The sequence below is a fragment of the Pontibacter diazotrophicus genome, from assembly GCF_003367245.1.
GTDB classification, from domain to species: Bacteria; Bacteroidota; Bacteroidia; order Cytophagales; family Hymenobacteraceae; genus Pontibacter; species Pontibacter diazotrophicus.
The window spans coordinates 1-19,641 of the sequence record NZ_QRGR01000018.1 but is presented as its reverse complement, the minus strand read 5'-3'; the positions used below and the strand labels follow the sequence as shown (position 1 = coordinate 19,641).

The following is a 19,641-nucleotide window of genomic DNA, read 5'->3' as shown; positions in this document are numbered from 1 at the left end:
TCCTTGCACCCTTCATAGGGGTGGAGCACAGCGCGGTTGTTTTAAAATTGCACGGAGGCGTTTCTCTTTCATATTGGTTAATGAAGGAGATTGGTAACCTTACGCTGTTAGCTGCATCTGTGTCAGTTTTGAGTATAACCCCCTGTGCTGCTGAAGCTCACTATGAGTCCCCCGCTCTACTATCCGACCTTGCTGCAGCACCAGTATTTCGTCTGCGTGCTGTATCGTGCTCAGGCGGTGCGCAATTACAATGGAGGTCCTGTTTCGCATCAGGTTCGTGAGCGCCTCCTGCACCAGCTTCTCCGATTCAGTGTCCAGGGCGGAGGTAGCCTCATCTAAGATTAGGATAGGCGGGTTTTTAAGAATAGCCCTTGCAATGCTCAGGCGCTGCCGCTGCCCGCCTGAAAGTTTGCCGCCACGGTCTCCGATCACAGTGTTGTAACCATGCTCCGCGTTGATGATAAACTCATGGGCATTGGCAATTTTAGCAGCGGCTATTACCTCTTCCTCTGTGGCATCTACTTTATTAAAAGCGATGTTGTTGAAAATGGTATCGTTAAAGAGAATAGACTCCTGTGTGACTACCCCGATTTTATCCCTTACCGATTCCATGGTATAGTCCCGGATGTCGTGGCCATCAATGTAAATGGCCCCTGCTGTGGGGTCGTAGAAGCGCGGTATGAGGTCGGCGAGAGTTGACTTGCCGCCACCTGAAGGACCTACCAGCGCCACTGTTTTCCCCTTTTCAATGGTGAAGCTAATATCCTGCAGCACGTGCTTGTCGCCATAGCCGAAGCTTACCCGTTCAAACTCAATCTGGTGCTCAAACTCTGGCAGTACCTTTGCATTGGGCTTGTTCACAATTTGCGGTTTGGTGTCTATCACCTGCAGCACCCGTTCACCTGAAACCAGGCCACGCTGTATGTTGCTGAATGCCGCTGACATAGCTTTTGCCGGCACCAGCACCTGCGAGAAAAGGATGATGTACGTGATAAACTCTGCCGGCTGTAGTTCAGATTGCTGGTTCAATACCAGGTTTCCGCCATAGTACAACAGCCCCGCCACCACCGTTACACCCAGGAACTCAGAAAGCGGCGAAGCAAGGTCGCGTTTATTAGCGATGGAGCGCTGAATGTGGGCATAGCGGTTGTTCTGGTCATGGAACTTGTCCAGTATAAACGGCTCTGCATTGAAGGCTTTTATTACGCGCATGCCGCTCAGCGTTTCGTCTATAATGGTCAGGATAAAGCTGAGGGAACTCTGGCCTTCCTGTGCTTTCCGCCTCAGCCGTTTAGAGATACCGGCAATCACGCCACCTGACAAAGGCAGCAGAATCAGCGTGAACAGCGTTAGTTCTACCGACATGGTAAAGAGCACGGCAAAGTAAGCGATGATAGAGATAGGCTCTCTGATGACGACTGTTAAGGTGTTCACTACTGAGTTTTCCACTTCCTGTATATCCACCGTCAGGCGGGTCATCAGGTCGCCTTTGCGCTCGTTTGAGAAATAACCAAGGTGCAGCTCTGTCACACGCTGGTATATCGCGTGGCGCATTTTCCTTACGACATGTGCCCGCAATGCTCCCACAATTCGGAAGGCGAGGTAGCGGAACAGGTTTGCCAGAAAGATGGAAATCACGACCACCACACACACGAACAGCAAGGCCCCCTCGCGCCCTTCCTCCAGAATCACCTGCCCGAAATAGTAGTTAAAGAATTCAGAAAAGAAGTCGATGTCTAACCTGAACTCCGGCCTTTGCGTCACCATAGTTGCCGCATCTTCAGTGCCTACCTGTGCAAACAAAACGTTCAGCAAGGGGATGATCAGCACAAAGTTGAAGATGCCGAAGATGATGCCTAAAATGGTATAAAGAGAGTAAAGCGGCACAAACCGGCTATAGGGTTTGGCGAACTCAAGTATGCGAAGGTAAGTCTTCATGCTGGTATGGGGTGTTGCCTGTCGCGGCTTCTGCGCAATGTCTTTCCTGCAGACGGGCAACCTCTGTAGCAACACCTGCTGGTGTTAAACTTTGGTTTTAAGATAACTATACATTGGCAAAAGGCTGTCGTATGCTTCCCTCGCCGCCGCAAAGATACTTATTAATAGATAGAAAGAGTATACATACAAAAGGCAGAAAGTCTCCTCTCTGCCTTTTGTATGTATATAGGTATCACTATGCTCCTAAAACTCATGCAGCCGTTGGGCAATATTCCAACGGAGAGCGAACGAGGTGAAGAAGGTATTCTGGTCCAAAGCATCTACTTCCGCATCAGAGCGGCGGATAACCTGTTTCAGGTCCAGAAATAAGTTGTGCTTTAGCTGATAGGTAGCCGTCATATCAAGATACAATTGGTCAGTCGTAATGCCCTGGCCAATCTCATTGCCGAAGCCGGAAACGCGGTCAAGGTAAGACAGGTTTACATTACCGCCATAGTTTAGCGTGTCAGAGGGTGTTACAATATCCTGCCCGTAGCGGGTGGCAATGGCCTTGCCCGTCAGGTTCAGGCGCGGAATAGGCTGGTAGCGTACAATTCCTATCAGCTCGTAAAGGTTAGCCCCGATCGGATGTGCCAGTGGCTGCTTGTAATGCTGGTAATTCCTGAACTCGTCCATGTGCTGATAAGTGTAGGGGCGGATGATATTTACCTCTCCCTGCAGGTCGAGGTTGCTCAGGCCGAAAGCATCAATGTATTTAGCGCCAATCTGGCCCGCCTGTTTGTTCGCCCACCAGCCATTTCCTGCCCTAACTTCACTTAGCAGGAACTCATCCAGCATTAACTGGCCGTACACCTGTACGCGGTTTCTGATATTCCAACGGAAGTCGGCACCGAGCATGGCATTGTCCTCGCTTCCGATGCTTTGTTCTACACTTCTGTAAAAGATGACAGGGTTCAGGTACTGTAGTTCAAACCTGCCTTTGCCGCGTGCAAATATGACCTGCTCAAACAGCCCGACATTAAAATTGTCGGTTACGTTAAGGCCCAGGCGGTGCAGTGCCATGTATTTTTTAGGAAAAAGTATATCTCCTCTCCCACGGGTGTAGTCTGCCGTGAGCTCCTGGAACAGGTTCATATAATGCAGCTTCCATACACTAGTGTTCAGCTTCAGGAAAAAGGCAGGAGGAGCGTAGTCAGAATATATCAAAGAGCGGTAGCCGTCTCCTATCACATGGCGGTCGTGCCCCAGTTGTATTTCCACATGCCTGGAAAGGGCGTAGTTCAGATAGCCTCTTGCCGTAATAAAGTCATACCCATCACCTTTGAATCTTTTCCACAACCCTTCATGCGGCACTACGCCGTCGCGTTGAATACGGTCCATGACGTAGCCGGGGAAGCGGGCCTGGTTTTCTCCGATAAAGGTGTAAAAGCCGAACTTCTCGTCTATAGTACCTTCTATTTGCACCCCACGCGTGTTAATATAGCGCATGCCGTCGGTTTGGTTGTCGAGGCCTGCCTCCAGGTGCAGTACAGGATTTACGCGCACCGTAAAATGCTCGTTCTGGAAATGGTACAAGTCCGTTTTGTTCTGGTAGAAGTATTTCAGGATTGGCCGCCTGCTGACATTGTCATCCTGATCCGTATAGTTCCAGTTGTCGTTCAGCAGGTATTGGGTGTTAAACTGGTCTACGGCTGTGGTGGCATTGCGGGCGCTAACCTCCGCCAGGGCAGCTACGTCCTGGCGACCGTATGGCCGCACGGCTGTTTGTAGCTGCGGTACCTGATCGCCGTACTTTATCTGGTAACGGTCTATCCAATGGTACACATCCTGATTATATGGCACATACACATCCTGCGCCTGTGCTGCAGACCCAGCGGCAAGTGTCAGGCCTAAAGCACAAAGTACACGTTTCATGAACATAAAGCTTATTCGGGAAATTTTTTAAATGAAAAGCGAATGTACTGTTTTGTACTCTAATTTGTTAGATAACAACTTGACTTTATGCCGTGGCGACTATATTCACCTCCAGGAATTGCCTTGTGCTGCTTTTCCTGTGCATTCGCAGGTAAAGAGGCAGCCCCAGTTTAGAGCACTGGCATAGCGAAACTTTACTGCAATATTGGTGGAATGCCCGTGCCTTCCGTATCTTTAAACAAACAACACACGCTCCGGTACCTCTTATGGAAGAAAGCAACATTCATATTCTGACGCAAACACCTTCGTTAGCAAATCATTTTATAGCCGAGTTGCGCGATGTAAAAGTGCATGGAGACAGCATGCGCTTTCGGCGCAACCTGGAACGTTTAGGAGAGTTGCTGGCTTATGAAATCTCCAAAAAGATGCTGTATAAACCTGCAACGCTTACCACACCGCTGGCGGATACCCAAACCATGCTGCTGGCGGAGCAACCCGTGCTGGCTACAATTCTCCGGGCTGGCCTGCCGCTGTATAACGGCATGCTGAACTACTTCGACAGGGCATACAGTACATTTGTAGGCGCTTACCGTGTAGAGGAAGAGAATACTGAATTGCAGATTATGATGGAGTACCTGGCCTCCACCAACCTGCACGATAAGATCCTGATTCTGGCAGACCCCATGCTGGCGACAGGCCGTTCTTTGGTGAAGGCTTATAAAGGAATGCTACGCCATGGCAAACCGAAGCAGGTGCATATTGCCGCAGCCATTGCCTCGCCGGAGGGAGTGGCTTATGTACAACAGGAAATGCCGGAGGCCATACTTTGGTTAGGCGCCCTGGACGATCACCTGAACGAACGTTCCTATATCGTACCCGGCCTCGGTGATGCGGGTGACCTGGCTTTCGGACCTAAAATATAACCTGAACCTTTGCCAGTACCCAGCTGTTATTTATAACCCGCATAAAACATTATGCTTTAGGAGATTATCTTAAAAATTCGATAGAATCGGTATGCGAATTTTATATGTAAAAAGCATGTAAACAATATTGTAGAGCGAGCGTTAATTCAGAAAACAATTTTAGTTTCAAAACGTGTTAGTGAACCTGTTAAAATACCTCTCTGTGTACCTGGTTAGTATGGTAAAGTTCCTTTGGGGGCCACTAACAGGCATATCCCTGGGGCTGTCTTACTTCGAGACGGTGCTATTGACTGTGGCAGGTATGATGACGAGTGTCGTGGTTTTCTCTGTTGTTGGCAAAGCAGTGTCTGAATGGTATTCCAGGCGCCAACGGGCAAAGCAGAAGCCCCGCTTCACTAAGAAGAACCGTCGCATTGTGCAGGTATGGACGCGTTTCGGAGTGTCTGGCGTTGCTTTTCTTACACCACTTCTGTTCACACCTATTTTCGGGACCATTGTGGCTGCTTTACTGGGGGCTCCACGAAAACTTATTTTCATTCATATGCTCTGGAGCGCTGTGTTCTGGAGTGCCACGCTAACTTTGATGGTTTTTGAATTCGGTGATGTGGTGGCCGAGTATCTTTGATGTTGATAAATTAGTTTAGAAAAAGAAAAGGAGGCTGTTATGCCTCCTTTATTGTTGACGTCTGGAGCAAATTCGTGCCCAATCTTTATGTACCGGGTCCAACCACCCCTAGCCCCTCCTTGTCCAAGGAGGGGGATTTTCTTCACTTCGTTCGCGAGCTAATGCTACTCTCATTACCGCTTCTTACTCCCTTTCTTCTTCGTCTTTTTCCAAAAAGAAGCCTTTGGATCTCCCTTGCTAGGTTTAGGCTTGCCCTTCGGAATGCCTTTTTTCTCATGGAAAGCACCTTTAAAGTCAGGGTTCTCCTGGCGCTTCAGGTGGTCAATGGATTTTGCTATTTCCTGCTGCTCTTCAAAAGGCGTTTCAAACACTTCTACTTTTTCTGGTACAGGAAGCTCTGGAATCTGCATCCGTATCAGTTTCTCAATCTTACGGATGTGGTACATCTCTGCTTCGTTGGCAAACGTAATCGCGGCGCCTGCATTTTCTGCGCGGCCCGTGCGGCCAATGCGGTGCACATAATCCTCGTACACAAACGGCACGTCGAAATTAATCACGTGGCTCACCATGGTCACATCAATGCCCCGGGCTGCCACATCGGTAGCTACTAAAAAGCGTACATCACCTCCTTTAAATGCCTCCATGGAGTTAATGCGGGTGTTCTGCCCCTTGTTACCGTGTATAGCCCGCACCTCGCCATAGTTCCGGTGCTCTATAAATCTGGATACGCTTTCTGCATTCTTCTTACTCCTGGTAAAAATGATGACGCGGTTCAGCTTTTCTGTGTCCTGAATCAGGTGCTCGAGCAAAGCGATTTTAGTACGCAGGTTCGGGACCTGGTACATCACCTGGGTCACTGTTTCTACCGGGGTAGCCTGCGGCGTCACCTCCACACGTGTCGGGTACTCCAGAAACTCTTCTGAGAGCTCTACTACTTTATCTGGCATGGTGGCCGAGAACAAAAGATTCTGGCGCTTGCGCGGGATCACCTCCAGTATCTGGCGGATCTGCGGCATAAAGCCCATGTCCATCATTTTGTCAGCCTCATCCAGTATCAGCGTCTTCATCTCTTTCAGAATCAGCTCTCCTCTCAGGTAAAGCTCCATCAGGCGCTTTGGTGTGGCTACAACAATGTCGAGTCCCTGATTGATGATCTCAATCTGCGTTTTAGGACCCAACCCACCATAGATGGCAGTGTAGCGCAGGTCAGTGTACTTGGCTAGTAACCCGATACTTTCTTCTATCTGCATGGCAAGTTCGCGGGTGGGGGCTATAATAACCGCCCTTGGGTTCATACCCTGCGCATATTTCACCTTCATGAGGAGGGGCAGGAGGTAGGCAGCGGTTTTACCTGTGCCTGTCTGGGCAATGCCCAGAATATCCTGACCCGCCATAATAAACGGAATTGCCTGTTGCTGTATGGGAGTTGGCTTTTCGTAACCAGCATCCTCAATGGCATTCAGCAGTTGTTTGTTTAGCTTAAAATCTTCAAATGTGGTTATTTCTTTTTCTGCTTCTTCTTCTGCCATGGTTGTGCTAATTACTTTCTATTTATCTACAAAGGTACGGTAATTAAATGGCTGAGAGGCAAGGAAGGTTCAGAATCGGTCAGCTGTGTTCCTCTTCTTCATCCTTTCCGAGCACAAAACCAAAAGGCCTTAGCCGGTTTATGTTGTCAAAAATAACTTTCGCAATGCCCAGGTAAGGGACAAACAAAATCATACCCACTATACCCCATATGGCACTTCCGAGCAGCAGGACCATGAGTGTTGCCATCGGGTTAAGCTTTACCTTAGCACCCGTTATGTTGGGTGTGAGAATATAACTTTCTATTTGCTGCACTACCAGAAAGAAAATGGCTACAACCAGCGGCGTCCAGAGCGAGTCTTTGGTTAGCAGTGCAAACAGAACAGGTATAAGGCTGCCCACAAGAGAGCCGAGGTACGGGATGATGTTCAGGAGACCAGCCACCAGCCCAAACAGCAGGGCGTGGTCTATGCCAATCACCATCAGCCCGGCTGTGTTGATGGCTGTTAGGATGAGAACGACAAGGAAAACCCCCGATATATAGGAGCTGGCGACAGTTGTGATTTTACTTACAATTTCACGTGCGTTTGCATCGTAGTTGGCGGTAAGGCGCGAGATAAAGCTTTTTAACCTTCCCCTATAAAGCAAAAACAGCAATGTATAACTCATCACAATGATAAAGCTTACCACCAGGGAACTTGCAAAAAGAAATAAGCTTCTGAGGTAGACGCCAGCGTACTGCAGTGTGCTCCTAAAGCTTTGCTGTATATATTCGTTTTGTTTTTCCCGCGAAACATCAAAGGTCTCTTTTATATATCTGTGCGCCTCGTCGAGTAATTCTGTGAGCTTGTAGTCAAGCCGTGGCAGGTCGTATGCCAGTGCAGTTAATTGGTCAATAAGCACGATTAGCAACAAGACGAGCAGGACAACTACGGCCAACACGCAGATGATGGCTGCCACTATACGGGGAATGCCCCACTGCTCAAGCTTCCGGCAGGCGGGGGCGAGCAGCATGGCGAACAATCCACCTATCGCAACCGGCACCATAAAATCCCTGGCTAAGTAGAGAATTCCAAAAAACAGTAGCAGCGCCAGTAGCACCTGGTTAAATTGCCGGAGGGAAAAGTGTCGGTCCATTTTTGATTTTATACAAATAAGCTTCCGCTTGTTTACTATAGCTTTGGCTTATCTGTTTCGGAGCGTATGTTGGTTGCGGCTGTTATAGCCCTCCAGTGGAGCTAGCGTTCTGTTTATTTGCTTTTATTTTGTTGATTAAGGGCAGCATCCCGTATCTTAGCTTCATGAAAAGTACGCTTATAAAGAACGCACAGCTTGTAAACGAGGGAAGTACAATCACTTCCGATGTATTAATTATAGACGGACGCATTGCGCAGATAGGCCAGAACATAACAGCCGAAGCCGATGAAACCATTGATGCCACCGGGCTACATTTGCTGCCAGGCATTATCGATGATCAGGTGCACTTCCGGGAACCAGGCCTGACCCATAAGGCAACTATAGGCTCTGAGGCAAGAGCGGCTGTGGCAGGCGGTGTTACCTCGTTTATGGAGATGCCCAATACTGTTCCCAATGCCGTAACGCAGGAACTGCTGGAGGATAAGTACAACATAGCCGCTGAAACCTCACTGGCGAATTACTCCTTCTTTATGGGTGCCACCAACGATAACCTGTCTGAGGTGCTGCTGACAAACCCGAACACGGTGTGCGGCATCAAGATATTTATGGGATCCTCTACAGGCAACATGCTGGTAGATAATGTGGAGACGCTGGAGCAGATTTTTTCTAAAGCCAAACTGCCTATAGCGGTACATTGCGAAGACGAGCAGATCATCCGCGATAACATGGCGCTTTATGAAGAGAAGTATGGGGACGATATACCTGTAAAGTGCCATCCCGAAATCAGAAATGAAGCGGCCTGCTTTAAATCTTCTTTTATGGCCGTGAAGCTTGCCGAGAAGCACAATACACGCCTGCACATCCTGCATATTTCCACCGAAGAAGAACTGAAGCTGTTCCGCAATGATATTCCGCTGGAGCAGAAGCGCATTACGGCAGAGCTATGCGTGCACCACATGTGGTTCGACAAAGAAGACTATGATACCTTAGGGGCACAGATAAAATGTAACCCCGCTATAAAAGAGGCACGGCACAAAAAAACGCTGCTCCAGGGGCTGCTGGACAATAAGCTGGACATTATTGCCACAGACCATGCACCGCATACCTGGGAGGAGAAGCAGGGCACCTACAAGAAAGCACCCTCAGGCGTGCCTTTGGTGCAGCACTCGCTGCAGATGATGCTGGAGTTTGTGCGGGAGGGCAAGCTGACGCTGGAGAAAGTAGTGGAGAAAATGTGCCATGCCCCGGCCATACTGTTTAATGTGCGGGAGCGCGGTTATATAAGAGAAGGCTACTGGGCCGACCTGGTGCTTGTCGGCTTAAACAAACCCTATACCGTTAGCAAAGACAACATACATTATCAGTGCAACTGGTCCCCATTCGAGAACCATACCTTCCATAGCACCATTACCCATACCTTTGTGTCAGGGCACCTGGCCTTTGCCAACGGTGCCTTTGATGAGAGCAGGAGAGGGGAGCGTTTGTTATTCGACAGGTAGAAATCGGAGCAGGTAAGCAGATAAATATTCATTTTAAATATATTTCTGATTTGTAGTGGCTTAGCTTTTTGTGCTGATTTTAGAGGTAAAAAAATGCGGCAGATTATTGCATAATGTCATTTCCTCTGTATATTTGCACACTCAAACGAGACACGGTGGTTGTAGCTCAGTCGGTTAGAGCACCAGATTGTGATTCTGGGGGTCGTGGGTTCGAGCCCCATCTTCCACCCCAAGCCCTTGAAGCCAGCTTCAAGGGCTTTTTTTATTTTAATGGTTAAATTGCTTTATGGTTAAATTGTTGGTTTCAAGTATGAATCAACAAGCCATTCAACAATTAGACAATTAGGCAATCAACAAATCAACAATTAAAAAATATGAGCTTAACAGTAGTCGGTTCGATGGCGTTTGATGCGCTGGAGACACCCTTCGGAAAAACAGATAAAATTGTAGGTGGTGCGGCCACGTATATCTCTTTGTCGGCTTCTTATTTCGTGGAGCCCGTGAATGTGGTATCCGTAGTGGGCGGTGACTTTGACCAGGACCACATCAAACTGATGCACCAGCGCAACATCAGCACCGAAGGGGTGCAGGTAAAGGAGAATGAGAAGTCTTTCTTCTGGTCTGGCCGCTATTTTAATGATATGAACAGCCGCGAAACACTGGTGACAGAGCTGAACGTGCTGGGCGACTTCGACCCGATTATTCCGGAGAGTTACCAGGGCTGCGAATACCTGATGCTGGGCAACCTGGCGCCGCAGGTGCAGCGCACTGTAATCGAGCGACTGAACGTGCGCCCGAAGCTGGTGGTGATGGACACTATGAACTTCTGGATGGACATTGCCCTGGATGCGCTGAAAGAGACAATAGCACTGGTGGACGTGCTTTCTATCAATGATGAAGAGGCGCGCCAGTTAAGCGGAGAGTACTCTTTAGTGAAAGCAGCTAAAGTAATCATGGCGATGGGGCCGAAGTTCCTTATCATCAAAAAAGGGGAGCACGGTGCGCTGTTGTTCAACGAGGACAAAGTGTTCTTTGCGCCAGCCCTGCCTTTAGAGGAAGTGTTTGACCCAACCGGCGCCGGTGATACCTTTGCAGGTGGCTTCATCGGTTATATTGCCAGCACCAACGACACCAGCTTCGAGAACATGAAGCGGGCTGTTATCTATGGTTCGGCACTGGCTTCGTTCTGTGTGGAAAAGTTTGGTACAGAGCGCCTGAAAAACCTGATACAGGAGGAGATTGATGCCCGTGTGCAACAGTTTGTGAACCTGGTGAAATTCACCACAATAGAGCAGTAGTTTAACGGTACATACAATCAAGTGAAAGGGAAGCTGAAGCTTCCCTTTTTGCATTTAGCAGTGGTTGGTAGAGCAGATCTGTTTTTGTTGAAATGTAACAAAATGTGGGAAGAAGGGGTAAAACTAACTAGAAAGCAAACATGGAGAACGGAAATTAACGAGGAGATAGAACTATGAGCGATAAAGATAAAAATAACAATAAAGAGAGATTACAGAAGCAGTCAGAAGAAAATGCTACTTCCAAAATTGAAAACAAACGACAGCAGGAAGGATATACCGAGGATGTATCGGTAGACCCTGCGAAGAGATTTCATCAAACAGATGATTCTAAAGTACAGAATCCAGACCGCAACTTAGCACAAGGCGGTAACAACATGCGTTACGATAAAAAGTAAGGCATTAAGCGCAAAGTAACAACTATGAAAATATAGAAGGAGGATGGCCCAAGTGGTTATCCTCTTTTTTTGTGCTTCCGGGTGTGCAGCTGAGGCCTTAAATCCCTATCTTTCGTTTTGTTCATACCTTATTGCATGTACCAAACCGATATCTGTATTCTGGGGGCAGGCCCGGGCGGCGCAACGGCAGCCCTGCACCTGGCTAACAAAGGCATCCCATCTCTACTGGTCGACAAGGCCACCTTCCCGCGAGATAAAATCTGCGGCGATGCCCTGAGTGGCAAAGTAGTAAACGAACTGCGACGCATTTCTCCGGAGCTGCCGGCTTTGTTCAGTCAGCAGCAGGAGCAGTTACCATCCTGGGGAATACATTTTATCTCACCGGGGGGGCAGCAACTGAGCGTGCCATTCAAGTATAACTATAATAAGGCGCAGGACTCTCCTGCAGGTTATATCTCCAAACGTATTCATTTCGATAATTTTCTGATAGAGCAGGTAAGGCAGCGCCCGGAGGTGCAACTCTGGGAGGGCGTGGAACTGACGCAATATGAACGGCAGCAGGATAGCAGCTTTATCCTTTCTGGCAAAGACGGGCAACCGCTGGTACAGGCAAAGCTGCTGATTGCTGCCAATGGGGCGCAGTCGGGGTTTGCGCGGCATGTGGCCCAACTGCAGCAGGAGCCGGAGCACTACTGCGCCGGTTTGCGTGCTTACTATCAAAATGTGGCGGCGCTGGACAAGGATAATTTTATTGAACTGCACTTTTTTAAAGACTTCCTGCCAGGTTACTTCTGGATTTTCCCGCTGCCAAACGGACACGCTAACGTAGGCGTGGGCATGCTGAGCAGTGCCGTGAGTAAGAAGAAAGTGAACCTGAAAAAAGAAATGCTCCGGATGATTGAGACGCACCCGGAGCTACAAAGGCGTTTTGCCAATGCCCAACTTATAGGCGATATCAAAGGATACGGCCTGCCGCTGGGGTCTAAGAAAAGAAGCATCTCCGGCGATAATTATATGCTGATAGGTGATGCAGGCGCTTTGATTGACCCGTTTACAGGCGAGGGCATCAGCAACGCCATGATCAGCGGGCGCTGGGCAGCTGAGCAGGCGGCACAATGCCTGCAGGAACAAAACTTCTCTGCCGCCTTCATGAAAGGGTATGACGCAGCCGTATATAACCGCCTCTGGAAAGAGCTGAAGCTAAGCCGGAAAATGCAGCAGTTGCTAAATTACCCCTGGCTCTTTAACCAGGTAGCGGCCAAAGCTTCCAAAAACAAAGCCTTAGCAGAAACCATCTCCTGCATGTTCAACGATCTGGACCTGCGCGAGCGCCTCAAGCAACCATCGTTTTACCTGAAGCTGCTGTTTAATTGATTGGACGGAGACGTTTTACTTCAATACTGTATCGCCTTACCGGTTTTTGAAATAAGGAGGCGGTCTGTCGTACCTGTCATCCTGGAAGGATCTTGTGGATTACCTGCAAGTAACTCACAAGATCCTTCCAGAATGACAGAATAAAATAGCCTGTCACAGCTTTATATTTAACATCAAAAAGAACACTCTATAATCCGGTATCCCAGCTCTCTCTTAAAATGCCTGCTTCAGCCATAGCTTAAAGTTCTGCTTCTGTTCTGCTGTGGCGTCTGAGCGCTTTTCAATAGTGAATTTGCTGAAGTAACTTTTGCCATCTTGTTGTAGTGTAACCGTACGTAGCTGCTTCTCCCGGAATAGCGTTAGCTCCACCACATCGGGTTGTAGCGAGAGCAGTTGCTGCAGGTTGTTTTCCAGTTTGCGACCGTTCAGTGCTATCAGTTCATCCTCTATACTAAGCAGTTGGCTGGCAGGAGCATCCGGGGCAATGGCAGTTACCTTCACCTCCTGGTCAGATGAAACTTTAAAGCCGTATCTGCCTTCGTGCAGCAGCGGGTTCTCCTTTTCCTTCAGCGTGCAACCAACCAACCGGAGCGCCTCATCTAAAGCAGGCTCAAGCGATTCGGTGCCATCTATATACTTGTCAAAGTAAGATTGGAGAGACTGCCCAGCCACCTCATTTACTAGTTGGGCATAATCCTTTTCTGTATAGCCTATGTTCCTCTTCCCGAAGTTATCCCACATTTTGCGCATCACCGTGTCGAGAGAGGCCGTGTTGCCTGTTACCTGCCGCAACTGCAGGTCAAGCAGCAGGGCGGTGAGGGCGCCTTTTATATAGATGGACACCTTGCGGTCAGGGATGCCGGGTTTATAGCCATCCAGCCACAGATCGAAGGAGGAGTCGGCGACGGAGAGGTTGTGGCGGCTGTAATCGGCGAAGTAGCGCTGCAGTGTGGTGTTCAGTTCCTCAAAATACTGTGCTGCCGTAAATACCCCCGACCTCGCCAGCATGTAGTCGCCGTAGTAGGTGGTGATGCCCTCCGCCACATAGCCAGTCCGGAAGTAGTTCTCCTGCGCAAAGTTATAAGGCAGCATTTCTTTCGGACGTATTTTCTTGATGTTCCAGGTATGAAACAGCTCATGTGAACTCACACCGATAAACTCTTTGTACAGGCTCGGCTGCATCAATAGCTCACCCGGGCCCAGCGTGATAACGGTGGAGTGGCTGTGCTCCACACCATGGTAGAAGCGGTACGGCATTATCTCGTTCAGGTAATGATATTCTGGCACCGGAAAATCGCCGAACACTTCCAGTTGCTCTTTTGTGAAGGCGGCAAAGTCCTGCTTTATCTTTTTCCAGTCCGGCTGGCAATCACCTTGTATCCAGATGTGGAACGGGATGCCATCTACCTCAAACGTTTCCTTCTGCAGGCTGCCGCTGGCGATAAAGGGGCTGTCAACAAGTGCGTCGAAGCTAGCTGCTTCTAACACATGCTTCTCTTTCTCCTGCAGGCCGCAGGCAATTTGCCACTCGCCGGGTATGTTGAGCTGCATCTGGCAAGGCTCCTGCTCGCGCCCCTCCACCGCCATCAGGCAGTTGATAGGGTTGAGGTACAGCTGCTCCTCGTCCAGCCACGAGCCGCCGGCGTCCATCTGGCGCGCAAAGAAGCTGTACTTTATTTCTACTGTTTCGGCTCCGGAAGTTTTTACCAGCCAGCGGTCTTTTGTTGTTTTACTGATAGGGACAGGTTCTCCGGTGGCGGTGGCGCTGATACCCTGTAGTTTTTGAGCAAAATGCTGTAGCTCATACCGGCCGGGGCGCCAGGCAGGCAGCTGCAGATACAGGTCCTGCTGCTGGTTTTGCGGTATGGTCAGGGTGATGTCGACGAAGTGAGTGAGCGGATTAGTGTACGAAATGTGGTAGTTTATCATACTTTAAAGTAGTCGTGCATTAAAAAAAACATCCTCTATTGCTGTTTTAGCGCATGTTTGGCGTTTTTTGATAGAGTTTTTAACGAATGTTGGCCAGTGACATTGCTAATTTACAAAAGGTTGCCTAATTTTGCAGGCCATAATAAAAACATTGGCATACGATGAAAAGAACATTCCAGCCTTCTCAGAGAAAAAGAAGAAACAAGCACGGTTTCAGATCAAGAATGGAAACCGCAAACGGTAGAAGAGTATTGGCCAGCAGAAGAGCCAAAGGCAGAAAGAGAATTTCTGTTTCTGACGAAAAAAGACATAAGGCGGCTTAATCCCTGACGGGATAGCTTCGCTTAGTCGTTTCCGCTGATGCACATAGAGCCAGCAGGCGAACATAAAGCAGAGCGGCCAACTCCCTATACATTTTCAAAAGAAGAACGCTTGTGTAGTAAGCGCCTCATCGCGCTGCTGTTTAGCAAGGGTTCTTCTTTTAATGTATACCCGCTGCGGTTTGTGTACTACTCTCCGCAAGATGCGCCTCCGGGCCAGCCGCAGGTGCTTATTTCCGTTTCTAAACGCTACTTCAAGCGCGCTACCGATCGCAACCGCCTGAAGCGGCAGATACGGGAGGCGTACCGCCTGAACAAGCATATCCTTTACCAGAACCCAGAGCAGGCTCCGCAGCTTCTGGGTATCCTCTATATTGGTAAAGAAAAAAAGTCCTTTGATTCTATTCAGAAAAAACTAATTTCAGGTTTGGAACGTTGTTTGATTAAGTAGTCTCTCCACGTCCTTAACATTGAAATTATGTACAAGAAATATATAACTGGCCTCCTTATCGGCACGCTGGGCCTTGGTCTGTTCTCTTTTAAATCCGAATCTGACCGTTATTTCGAGATCGCCAAAAATCTTGATGTCTTTGCTACCTTGTTCAAAGAGGTAAATACCTACTATGTAGACGATGTGCCCCCCGCACACATGATGCGTACCGGTATAGACGCGATGCTTAAGTCGTTGGACCCCTATACCAACTATATTCCCGAAGACGATATTGAAGATTTCCGCACTATGACCACTGGTCAGTATGGAGGCATTGGGGCTATTATTGGTAGCCGCGATGGAAAAGTGGTCGTGCAAATGCCTTACGAAAACTCCCCGGCTCATAAAGCAGGATTGGTTATCGGCGATGAAATCCTGAAAATCAATGGCGTATCTGTAACAGGTAAGTCTACTGGTGATGTGAGCAAAATGCTGAAGGGGCAGGCAAACACCACTATCAAACTGGAGGTGCGAAGCTACGGACAGACAAAGGGGAGAACAGTGGAACTTACCCGCTCTAACATTATGGTGGAGAATGTGTCGTACGCGGGCATGATCGACGAGGAAACAGGCTACTTCCAACTCTCTGGCTTCACCGTGGATGCTTCGAAAGAGGTGAGAATGGCGGTGCAGAAACTGAAAGAGCAGGGGGCGAAGAAGATTATCTTTGATTTGCGCGACAACCCGGGCGGCTTGCTGCACGAAGCGGTAAACATCTCGAACGTGTTTGTGGACAAAGGCCGGGATATTGTGAGCACCAAAGGCAAGGTGACAGATTGGAACAAGACCTATAAGTCGCTGGATGAGCCGTTGGATAAGGAAGTGCCGCTTGTAATATTGACCTCTTCCAGAAGTGCTTCAGCCTCTGAAATTGTGGCAGGCGTGATGCAGGATTACGATCGGGCTGTATTGGTGGGAGAGCGCACCTTTGGTAAAGGGCTGGTGCAGGCTACACGTCCGCTTTCTTACAATTCTCAATTGAAGGTAACAACAGCTAAGTACTATATTCCGAGCGGCCGCTGTATACAGGCAATTGACTATGCGCATCGCAACGAAGACGGCAGCGTTGGCAAAATTGCAGATTCGCTACGTGTTGCTTTTAAAACCGCGAACGGAAGAGTGGTATATGATGGAGGAGGAGTTAGCCCTGATGTGGAGGTAGAGCAGCAGGCATTTTCTGATATTACAAAAGCCATTGCTTCTAAAGGTCATTATTTTGAGTATGCCAACAAGTATAAAGCCGAGCATGCTACCATTCCGGCCGCTACTAAGTTTAAGCTGACTGATAAAGATTACGAGGATTTTGTAGCTTACTTAGCAGATAAAGACGTGTCGTATCGCACAGGTATCGAAAGCGAACTGGAAGACGTGGCAAAGGAAGCGAAAGAAGGCAAGCATTACGATGATATAAAAGCTGAGTTGGATGCTATCAAAAAGAAAGTATCGCACAACAAAGCGAACGATCTGATGCGTTTTAAATCAGAAATAAAGGAGGTGCTTGAGGCTGAGATTGCTTCTCGTTACTACCTGCAAAAAGGATACATTGAGTCAACTTTCGACGATGATCCTAATATTCTGATGGCGAAGCAAGTGCTGGATGATCAGCAGAAATACAACTCCTATCTGAAAGGAAAATAAGCTCAGCTATAAAGCAAAAGAGGGTGGTTCGTTATGTGCCACCCTCTTTTGCTTTATATATGGTCAGTGGGGCTTTTGTGTTCCTTGTTGCTTTCCGCTAATTTTGCAGCAAAACAATATTTTAAACATGCCACTATTACTAGCACTAGAAACCTCTACCACTGTATGTTCCATTGCCTTGTTCAAGGACCAGCAGTTGTTAGGCGCTTCAGAATTGCAGATAGAAAAATCGCATTCATCCCACATCACCGTTATGGTTTCGCAACTCGTAGAGAATTGCGGAGCGACCCTGAAGGAGTTAAGTGCAGTGGCTGTATCAGGTGGTCCTGGCTCTTATACAGGGCTTCGGATTGGCTCTTCCACGGCAAAGGGCTTATGTTATTCTCTGGATATTCCGCTGTTAGAGGTGTCAACACTCTATGGGCTGGCGGCGCAGGTAATGGCAGCCACTCCTGATCCGGAACGTTATCTGTTCTGCCCCATGCTGGATGCCCGGCGTATGGAAGTTTATACCTGTCTGCTGAACAGTGACCTACAGGAGCTAAGCCCAATCGAACCGGTGGTGCTGGATGAGCATACTTTTGAGGATAAGCTGAAGGCGCAACCCATTATCTTCTTAGGAAGTGGCGCTCAGAAGTTTAAAAATTTGGTAACCGATGCAGGGAATGCTTTATTTATAGATGGCGTACTGCCATCAGCTAAAACAATAGGGCAGCTGGCGCTAAAGAAGTATGAGCAAAAAGTATTTGAAGATGTGGCGTATTATGAACCCTTCTATCTAAAGGATGTTTATATAACAAGTGCAGGTAAAGGCACAAAATAAAACTGAACTATGTCAGAGTTAATAAATAAAGTAGCGCAAAGCGCACTGGTAACATTAAACCTTGAGGAGCTGTTGCACCCAGGGGAACGCGTGGTTTATGATATAAAAGATAACCTGTTCCATGGGCTTATTCTGAAGGAGAAAGATTTCCGGGCATTTGTAAAGGAAAATGACTGGTCTCAATATGCCGGGAAAAACGTGGCTATTATATGTAGTGCAGATGCCATCGTTCCAACCTGGGCATATATGCTGCTGGCTTCTAAGCTGCAGAACCACGCCAATTATTATGTATTCGGAGACCTGGAGGCGCTGGAGCAGGCCATGATGCAGGAGGCCATCGCCAAAATTGACCCGGAGGAATACAGAGATGCGAAAGTGGTGATAAAAGGCTGCGGAAGCATACCAGTACCTACATATGCTTATGTAGAGGTAATGAGAAAGCTGCTACCCGTAACCAGTAGCCTCATGTATGGAGAGCCGTGCAGCACAGTGCCGTTGTATAAAAAGCCAAAGAACGCTTAAAGTTAAATCTCAACAGGATAAGAGAGGCAGGGAGATTACTTCCTGCCTTTTTTTATGCCTCTTGCTGTCAAAGAGTTGAACCTACACTAAACGGTATTAGAAAACTTCGGATATATGGGAACTCCCAAGGCTTTTTATACTGTTATTATCCCGTGCCTGAGACGCAGGTAGCAAATGTAAGAAGACTGAAGAAAATTTATTTCCCCGGTGGAACTTCAGGCTACTTTGTGCATGTTAATCCCCAGCGACCGGCACTGAAAGGGGGCCGGGAACAGCAAAGCAGCGCAAGCTATAGGAAAGGGTACCAGTTCTGCCTTCTTGCGCTAATCAAAGGGGCCTCGGGCAGGCCGCAGCAAAAAAAAGAGCAAAGTTTTCCGGAAATCTTTCCCGCGCAGTACCAGTTACTTGCGTGGAATCAGGCAAGGGGCAGCAGGTAATTGCGCCCGGGACGCTTGCGGATGCGGATTGATTTCCTACCTTTGCATCCCCGTTCAGCAGGGACGGGAAAGAGAGATTGAGGGTGAAGGGGCAGTGAAAAAAAATGTTTCCTCACTGCTTGCAAAGCGGCAAAAGCTTCTTACCTTTGCATCCCGTTTCGGCAGGAGGCGGCAAGGTAGAGGCTGCTAACACAGGTTTTACGGACAGAGAAAAAGAAAGAAAAACTTCTCTTCGGGCATTGCGGAAAAGAAAGAATTTCGTACCTTTGCAACCCGCTTCGGAAGGAGGCCGGGAGACTGAAAGAAAAAAAGAGGCAGGGAAATAAATCTTCTTTTCCATTGCGGATTGGGAAAATATTCTTACCTTTGCATCCGCTTCCTCAAAACAAGGCGACAGGCCTTGCGGAAACAAGAGAAAAACACCGGCAGTTGTACTGCCACAAGGAAAAGAAAGATGTTCTTTTCACTACGTTCTTTGAGAGATTGATTGAGACAGAAATTTAAGGTAATCCGCGCGGGTGATTGAGAAATCAACTGCGTCAATTCCTTCCTCTTCATTGAGGGAGTGAGAAAAATTAGGGAAGCCGGGGTCGGACGAACACATGGGTAGCTTAGGCTGCCTGAAGTAACTATTACAATGGAGAGTTTGATCCTGGCTCAGGATGAACGCTAGCGGCAGGCCTAATACATGCAAGTCGAACGGACTGGAGACCTTCGGGTTTCCAGTTAGTGGCGCACGGGTGCGTAACGCGTATGCAACCTACCTTCTATTGGGGGATAGCCCACCGAAAGGTGGATTAATACCGCATAACACCATGACATGGCATCATGTTACGGTTAAAGTTTCGGCGA

17 protein-coding genes, 1 tRNA gene and 1 rRNA gene are annotated in these 19,641 nt (G+C 48.3%); 13 read left to right on the top strand and 6 right to left on the bottom strand.

Translation table 11 applies throughout. The features are described 5' to 3' along the window. Positions 1-99: 99 nt before the first annotated feature. Together DXT99_RS15905 and DXT99_RS15900 are read right to left on the bottom strand one after the other, a co-directional pair. Positions 100-1,938, bottom strand: a complete 1,839-nt coding sequence (locus DXT99_RS15905; protein ID WP_115566570.1) for an ABC transporter ATP-binding protein — start codon at positions 1,936-1,938, stop codon at positions 100-102. Between the two features lie 243 nt (positions 1,939-2,181). Further along, positions 2,182-3,852, bottom strand: a complete 1,671-nt coding sequence (locus DXT99_RS15900; RefSeq protein ID WP_115566680.1) for a hypothetical protein — start codon at positions 3,850-3,852, stop codon at positions 2,182-2,184. Between the two features lie 266 nt (positions 3,853-4,118). On the opposite strand from DXT99_RS15900, the gene upp reads away from it, so the two are divergent. Both upp and DXT99_RS15890 read left to right on the top strand, forming a co-directional pair. Further along, positions 4,119-4,775 (top strand): uracil phosphoribosyltransferase, encoded by a 657-nt coding sequence (upp, locus tag DXT99_RS15895; RefSeq protein ID WP_115566569.1) that lies wholly within the window; start codon positions 4,119-4,121, stop codon positions 4,773-4,775. A gap of 178 nt (positions 4,776-4,953) precedes the next feature. Further along, positions 4,954-5,400, top strand: a complete 447-nt coding sequence (locus DXT99_RS15890; protein WP_246000767.1) for a hypothetical protein — start codon at positions 4,954-4,956, stop codon at positions 5,398-5,400. Between the two features lie 173 nt (positions 5,401-5,573). Here DXT99_RS15890 and DXT99_RS15885 read toward each other — a convergent pair whose 3' ends face one another. Then, on the bottom strand, positions 5,574-6,929 hold the full coding sequence (locus DXT99_RS15885; protein ID WP_115566567.1) for a DEAD/DEAH box helicase: 1,356 nt from the start codon (positions 6,927-6,929) through the stop codon (positions 5,574-5,576). A 79-nt stretch (positions 6,930-7,008) separates the two neighbouring features. Then, positions 7,009-8,064 carry an AI-2E family transporter gene (locus DXT99_RS15880; RefSeq protein WP_115566566.1) on the bottom strand — a complete coding sequence of 352 codons (1,056 nt, stop codon included), beginning with the start codon at positions 8,062-8,064 and terminating at the stop codon, positions 7,009-7,011. 164 nt (positions 8,065-8,228) lie between these two features. Here DXT99_RS15880 and DXT99_RS15875 point away from each other — a divergent pair, with 164 nt between their 5' ends. The 5 genes from DXT99_RS15875 to DXT99_RS15855 all read left to right on the top strand — a co-directional run bounded on the left by DXT99_RS15875 (position 8,229) and on the right by DXT99_RS15855 (position 12,630). After that, positions 8,229-9,563, top strand: coding sequence for a dihydroorotase (locus DXT99_RS15875; protein ID WP_115566565.1), 1,335 nt, complete (start codon positions 8,229-8,231; stop codon positions 9,561-9,563). Between the two features lie 155 nt (positions 9,564-9,718). Beyond that, a tRNA-His gene (locus DXT99_RS15870) sits at positions 9,719-9,795 on the top strand. A 142-nt stretch (positions 9,796-9,937) separates the two neighbouring features. Beyond that, complete coding sequence (locus DXT99_RS15865; RefSeq protein ID WP_115566564.1) at positions 9,938-10,861, top strand: PfkB family carbohydrate kinase; 924 nt, start codon at positions 9,938-9,940, stop codon at positions 10,859-10,861. 173 nt (positions 10,862-11,034) lie between these two features. Further along, positions 11,035-11,256: a hypothetical protein gene (locus DXT99_RS15860; RefSeq protein ID WP_115566563.1), complete on the top strand. Its 222-nt coding sequence runs from the start codon at positions 11,035-11,037 to the stop codon at positions 11,254-11,256. A 135-nt stretch (positions 11,257-11,391) separates the two neighbouring features. Then, complete coding sequence (locus DXT99_RS15855; RefSeq protein WP_115566679.1) at positions 11,392-12,630, top strand: NAD(P)/FAD-dependent oxidoreductase; 1,239 nt, start codon at positions 11,392-11,394, stop codon at positions 12,628-12,630. A gap of 213 nt (positions 12,631-12,843) precedes the next feature. On the opposite strand, the gene DXT99_RS15850 is transcribed toward DXT99_RS15855, so the two are convergent. After that, positions 12,844-14,559, bottom strand: coding sequence for a M61 family metallopeptidase (locus DXT99_RS15850; RefSeq protein WP_115566562.1), 1,716 nt, complete (start codon positions 14,557-14,559; stop codon positions 12,844-12,846). A gap of 161 nt (positions 14,560-14,720) precedes the next feature. Between DXT99_RS15850 and rpmH the strand changes: the two genes are divergently transcribed. From rpmH to DXT99_RS15825, 5 genes are all read left to right on the top strand, one after another. Next, positions 14,721-14,882: a 50S ribosomal protein L34 gene (gene rpmH, locus DXT99_RS15845; protein ID WP_115566561.1), complete on the top strand. Its 162-nt coding sequence runs from the start codon at positions 14,721-14,723 to the stop codon at positions 14,880-14,882. 37 nt (positions 14,883-14,919) lie between these two features. Continuing rightward, on the top strand, positions 14,920-15,330 hold the full coding sequence (locus DXT99_RS15840) for a ribonuclease P protein component (protein WP_115566560.1): 411 nt from the start codon (positions 14,920-14,922) through the stop codon (positions 15,328-15,330). 27 nt (positions 15,331-15,357) lie between these two features. Then, the gene (locus DXT99_RS15835) at positions 15,358-17,007 is read left to right on the top strand and encodes a S41 family peptidase (RefSeq protein ID WP_115566559.1); all 1,650 of its coding nucleotides are present in this window, start codon (positions 15,358-15,360) and stop codon (positions 17,005-17,007) included. A gap of 127 nt (positions 17,008-17,134) precedes the next feature. Next, on the top strand, positions 17,135-17,830 hold the full coding sequence (tsaB, locus tag DXT99_RS15830; protein ID WP_115566558.1) for a tRNA (adenosine(37)-N6)-threonylcarbamoyltransferase complex dimerization subunit type 1 TsaB: 696 nt from the start codon (positions 17,135-17,137) through the stop codon (positions 17,828-17,830). Positions 17,831-17,839: 9 nt separating this feature from the next. Then, a complete protein-coding gene (locus DXT99_RS15825) occupies positions 17,840-18,352 on the top strand; it encodes a DUF2480 family protein (protein WP_115566557.1) in 513 nt (170 codons plus the stop codon). A gap of 549 nt (positions 18,353-18,901) precedes the next feature. Here DXT99_RS15825 and DXT99_RS26850 read toward each other — a convergent pair. Continuing rightward, positions 18,902-19,129, bottom strand: coding sequence for a hypothetical protein (locus DXT99_RS26850; RefSeq protein ID WP_147294238.1), 228 nt, complete (start codon positions 19,127-19,129; stop codon positions 18,902-18,904). Positions 19,130-19,423: 294 nt separating this feature from the next. Here DXT99_RS26850 and DXT99_RS15810 point away from each other — a divergent pair. Further along, a 16S ribosomal RNA gene (locus tag DXT99_RS15810) occupies positions 19,424-19,641 on the top strand; the annotation flags it as partial.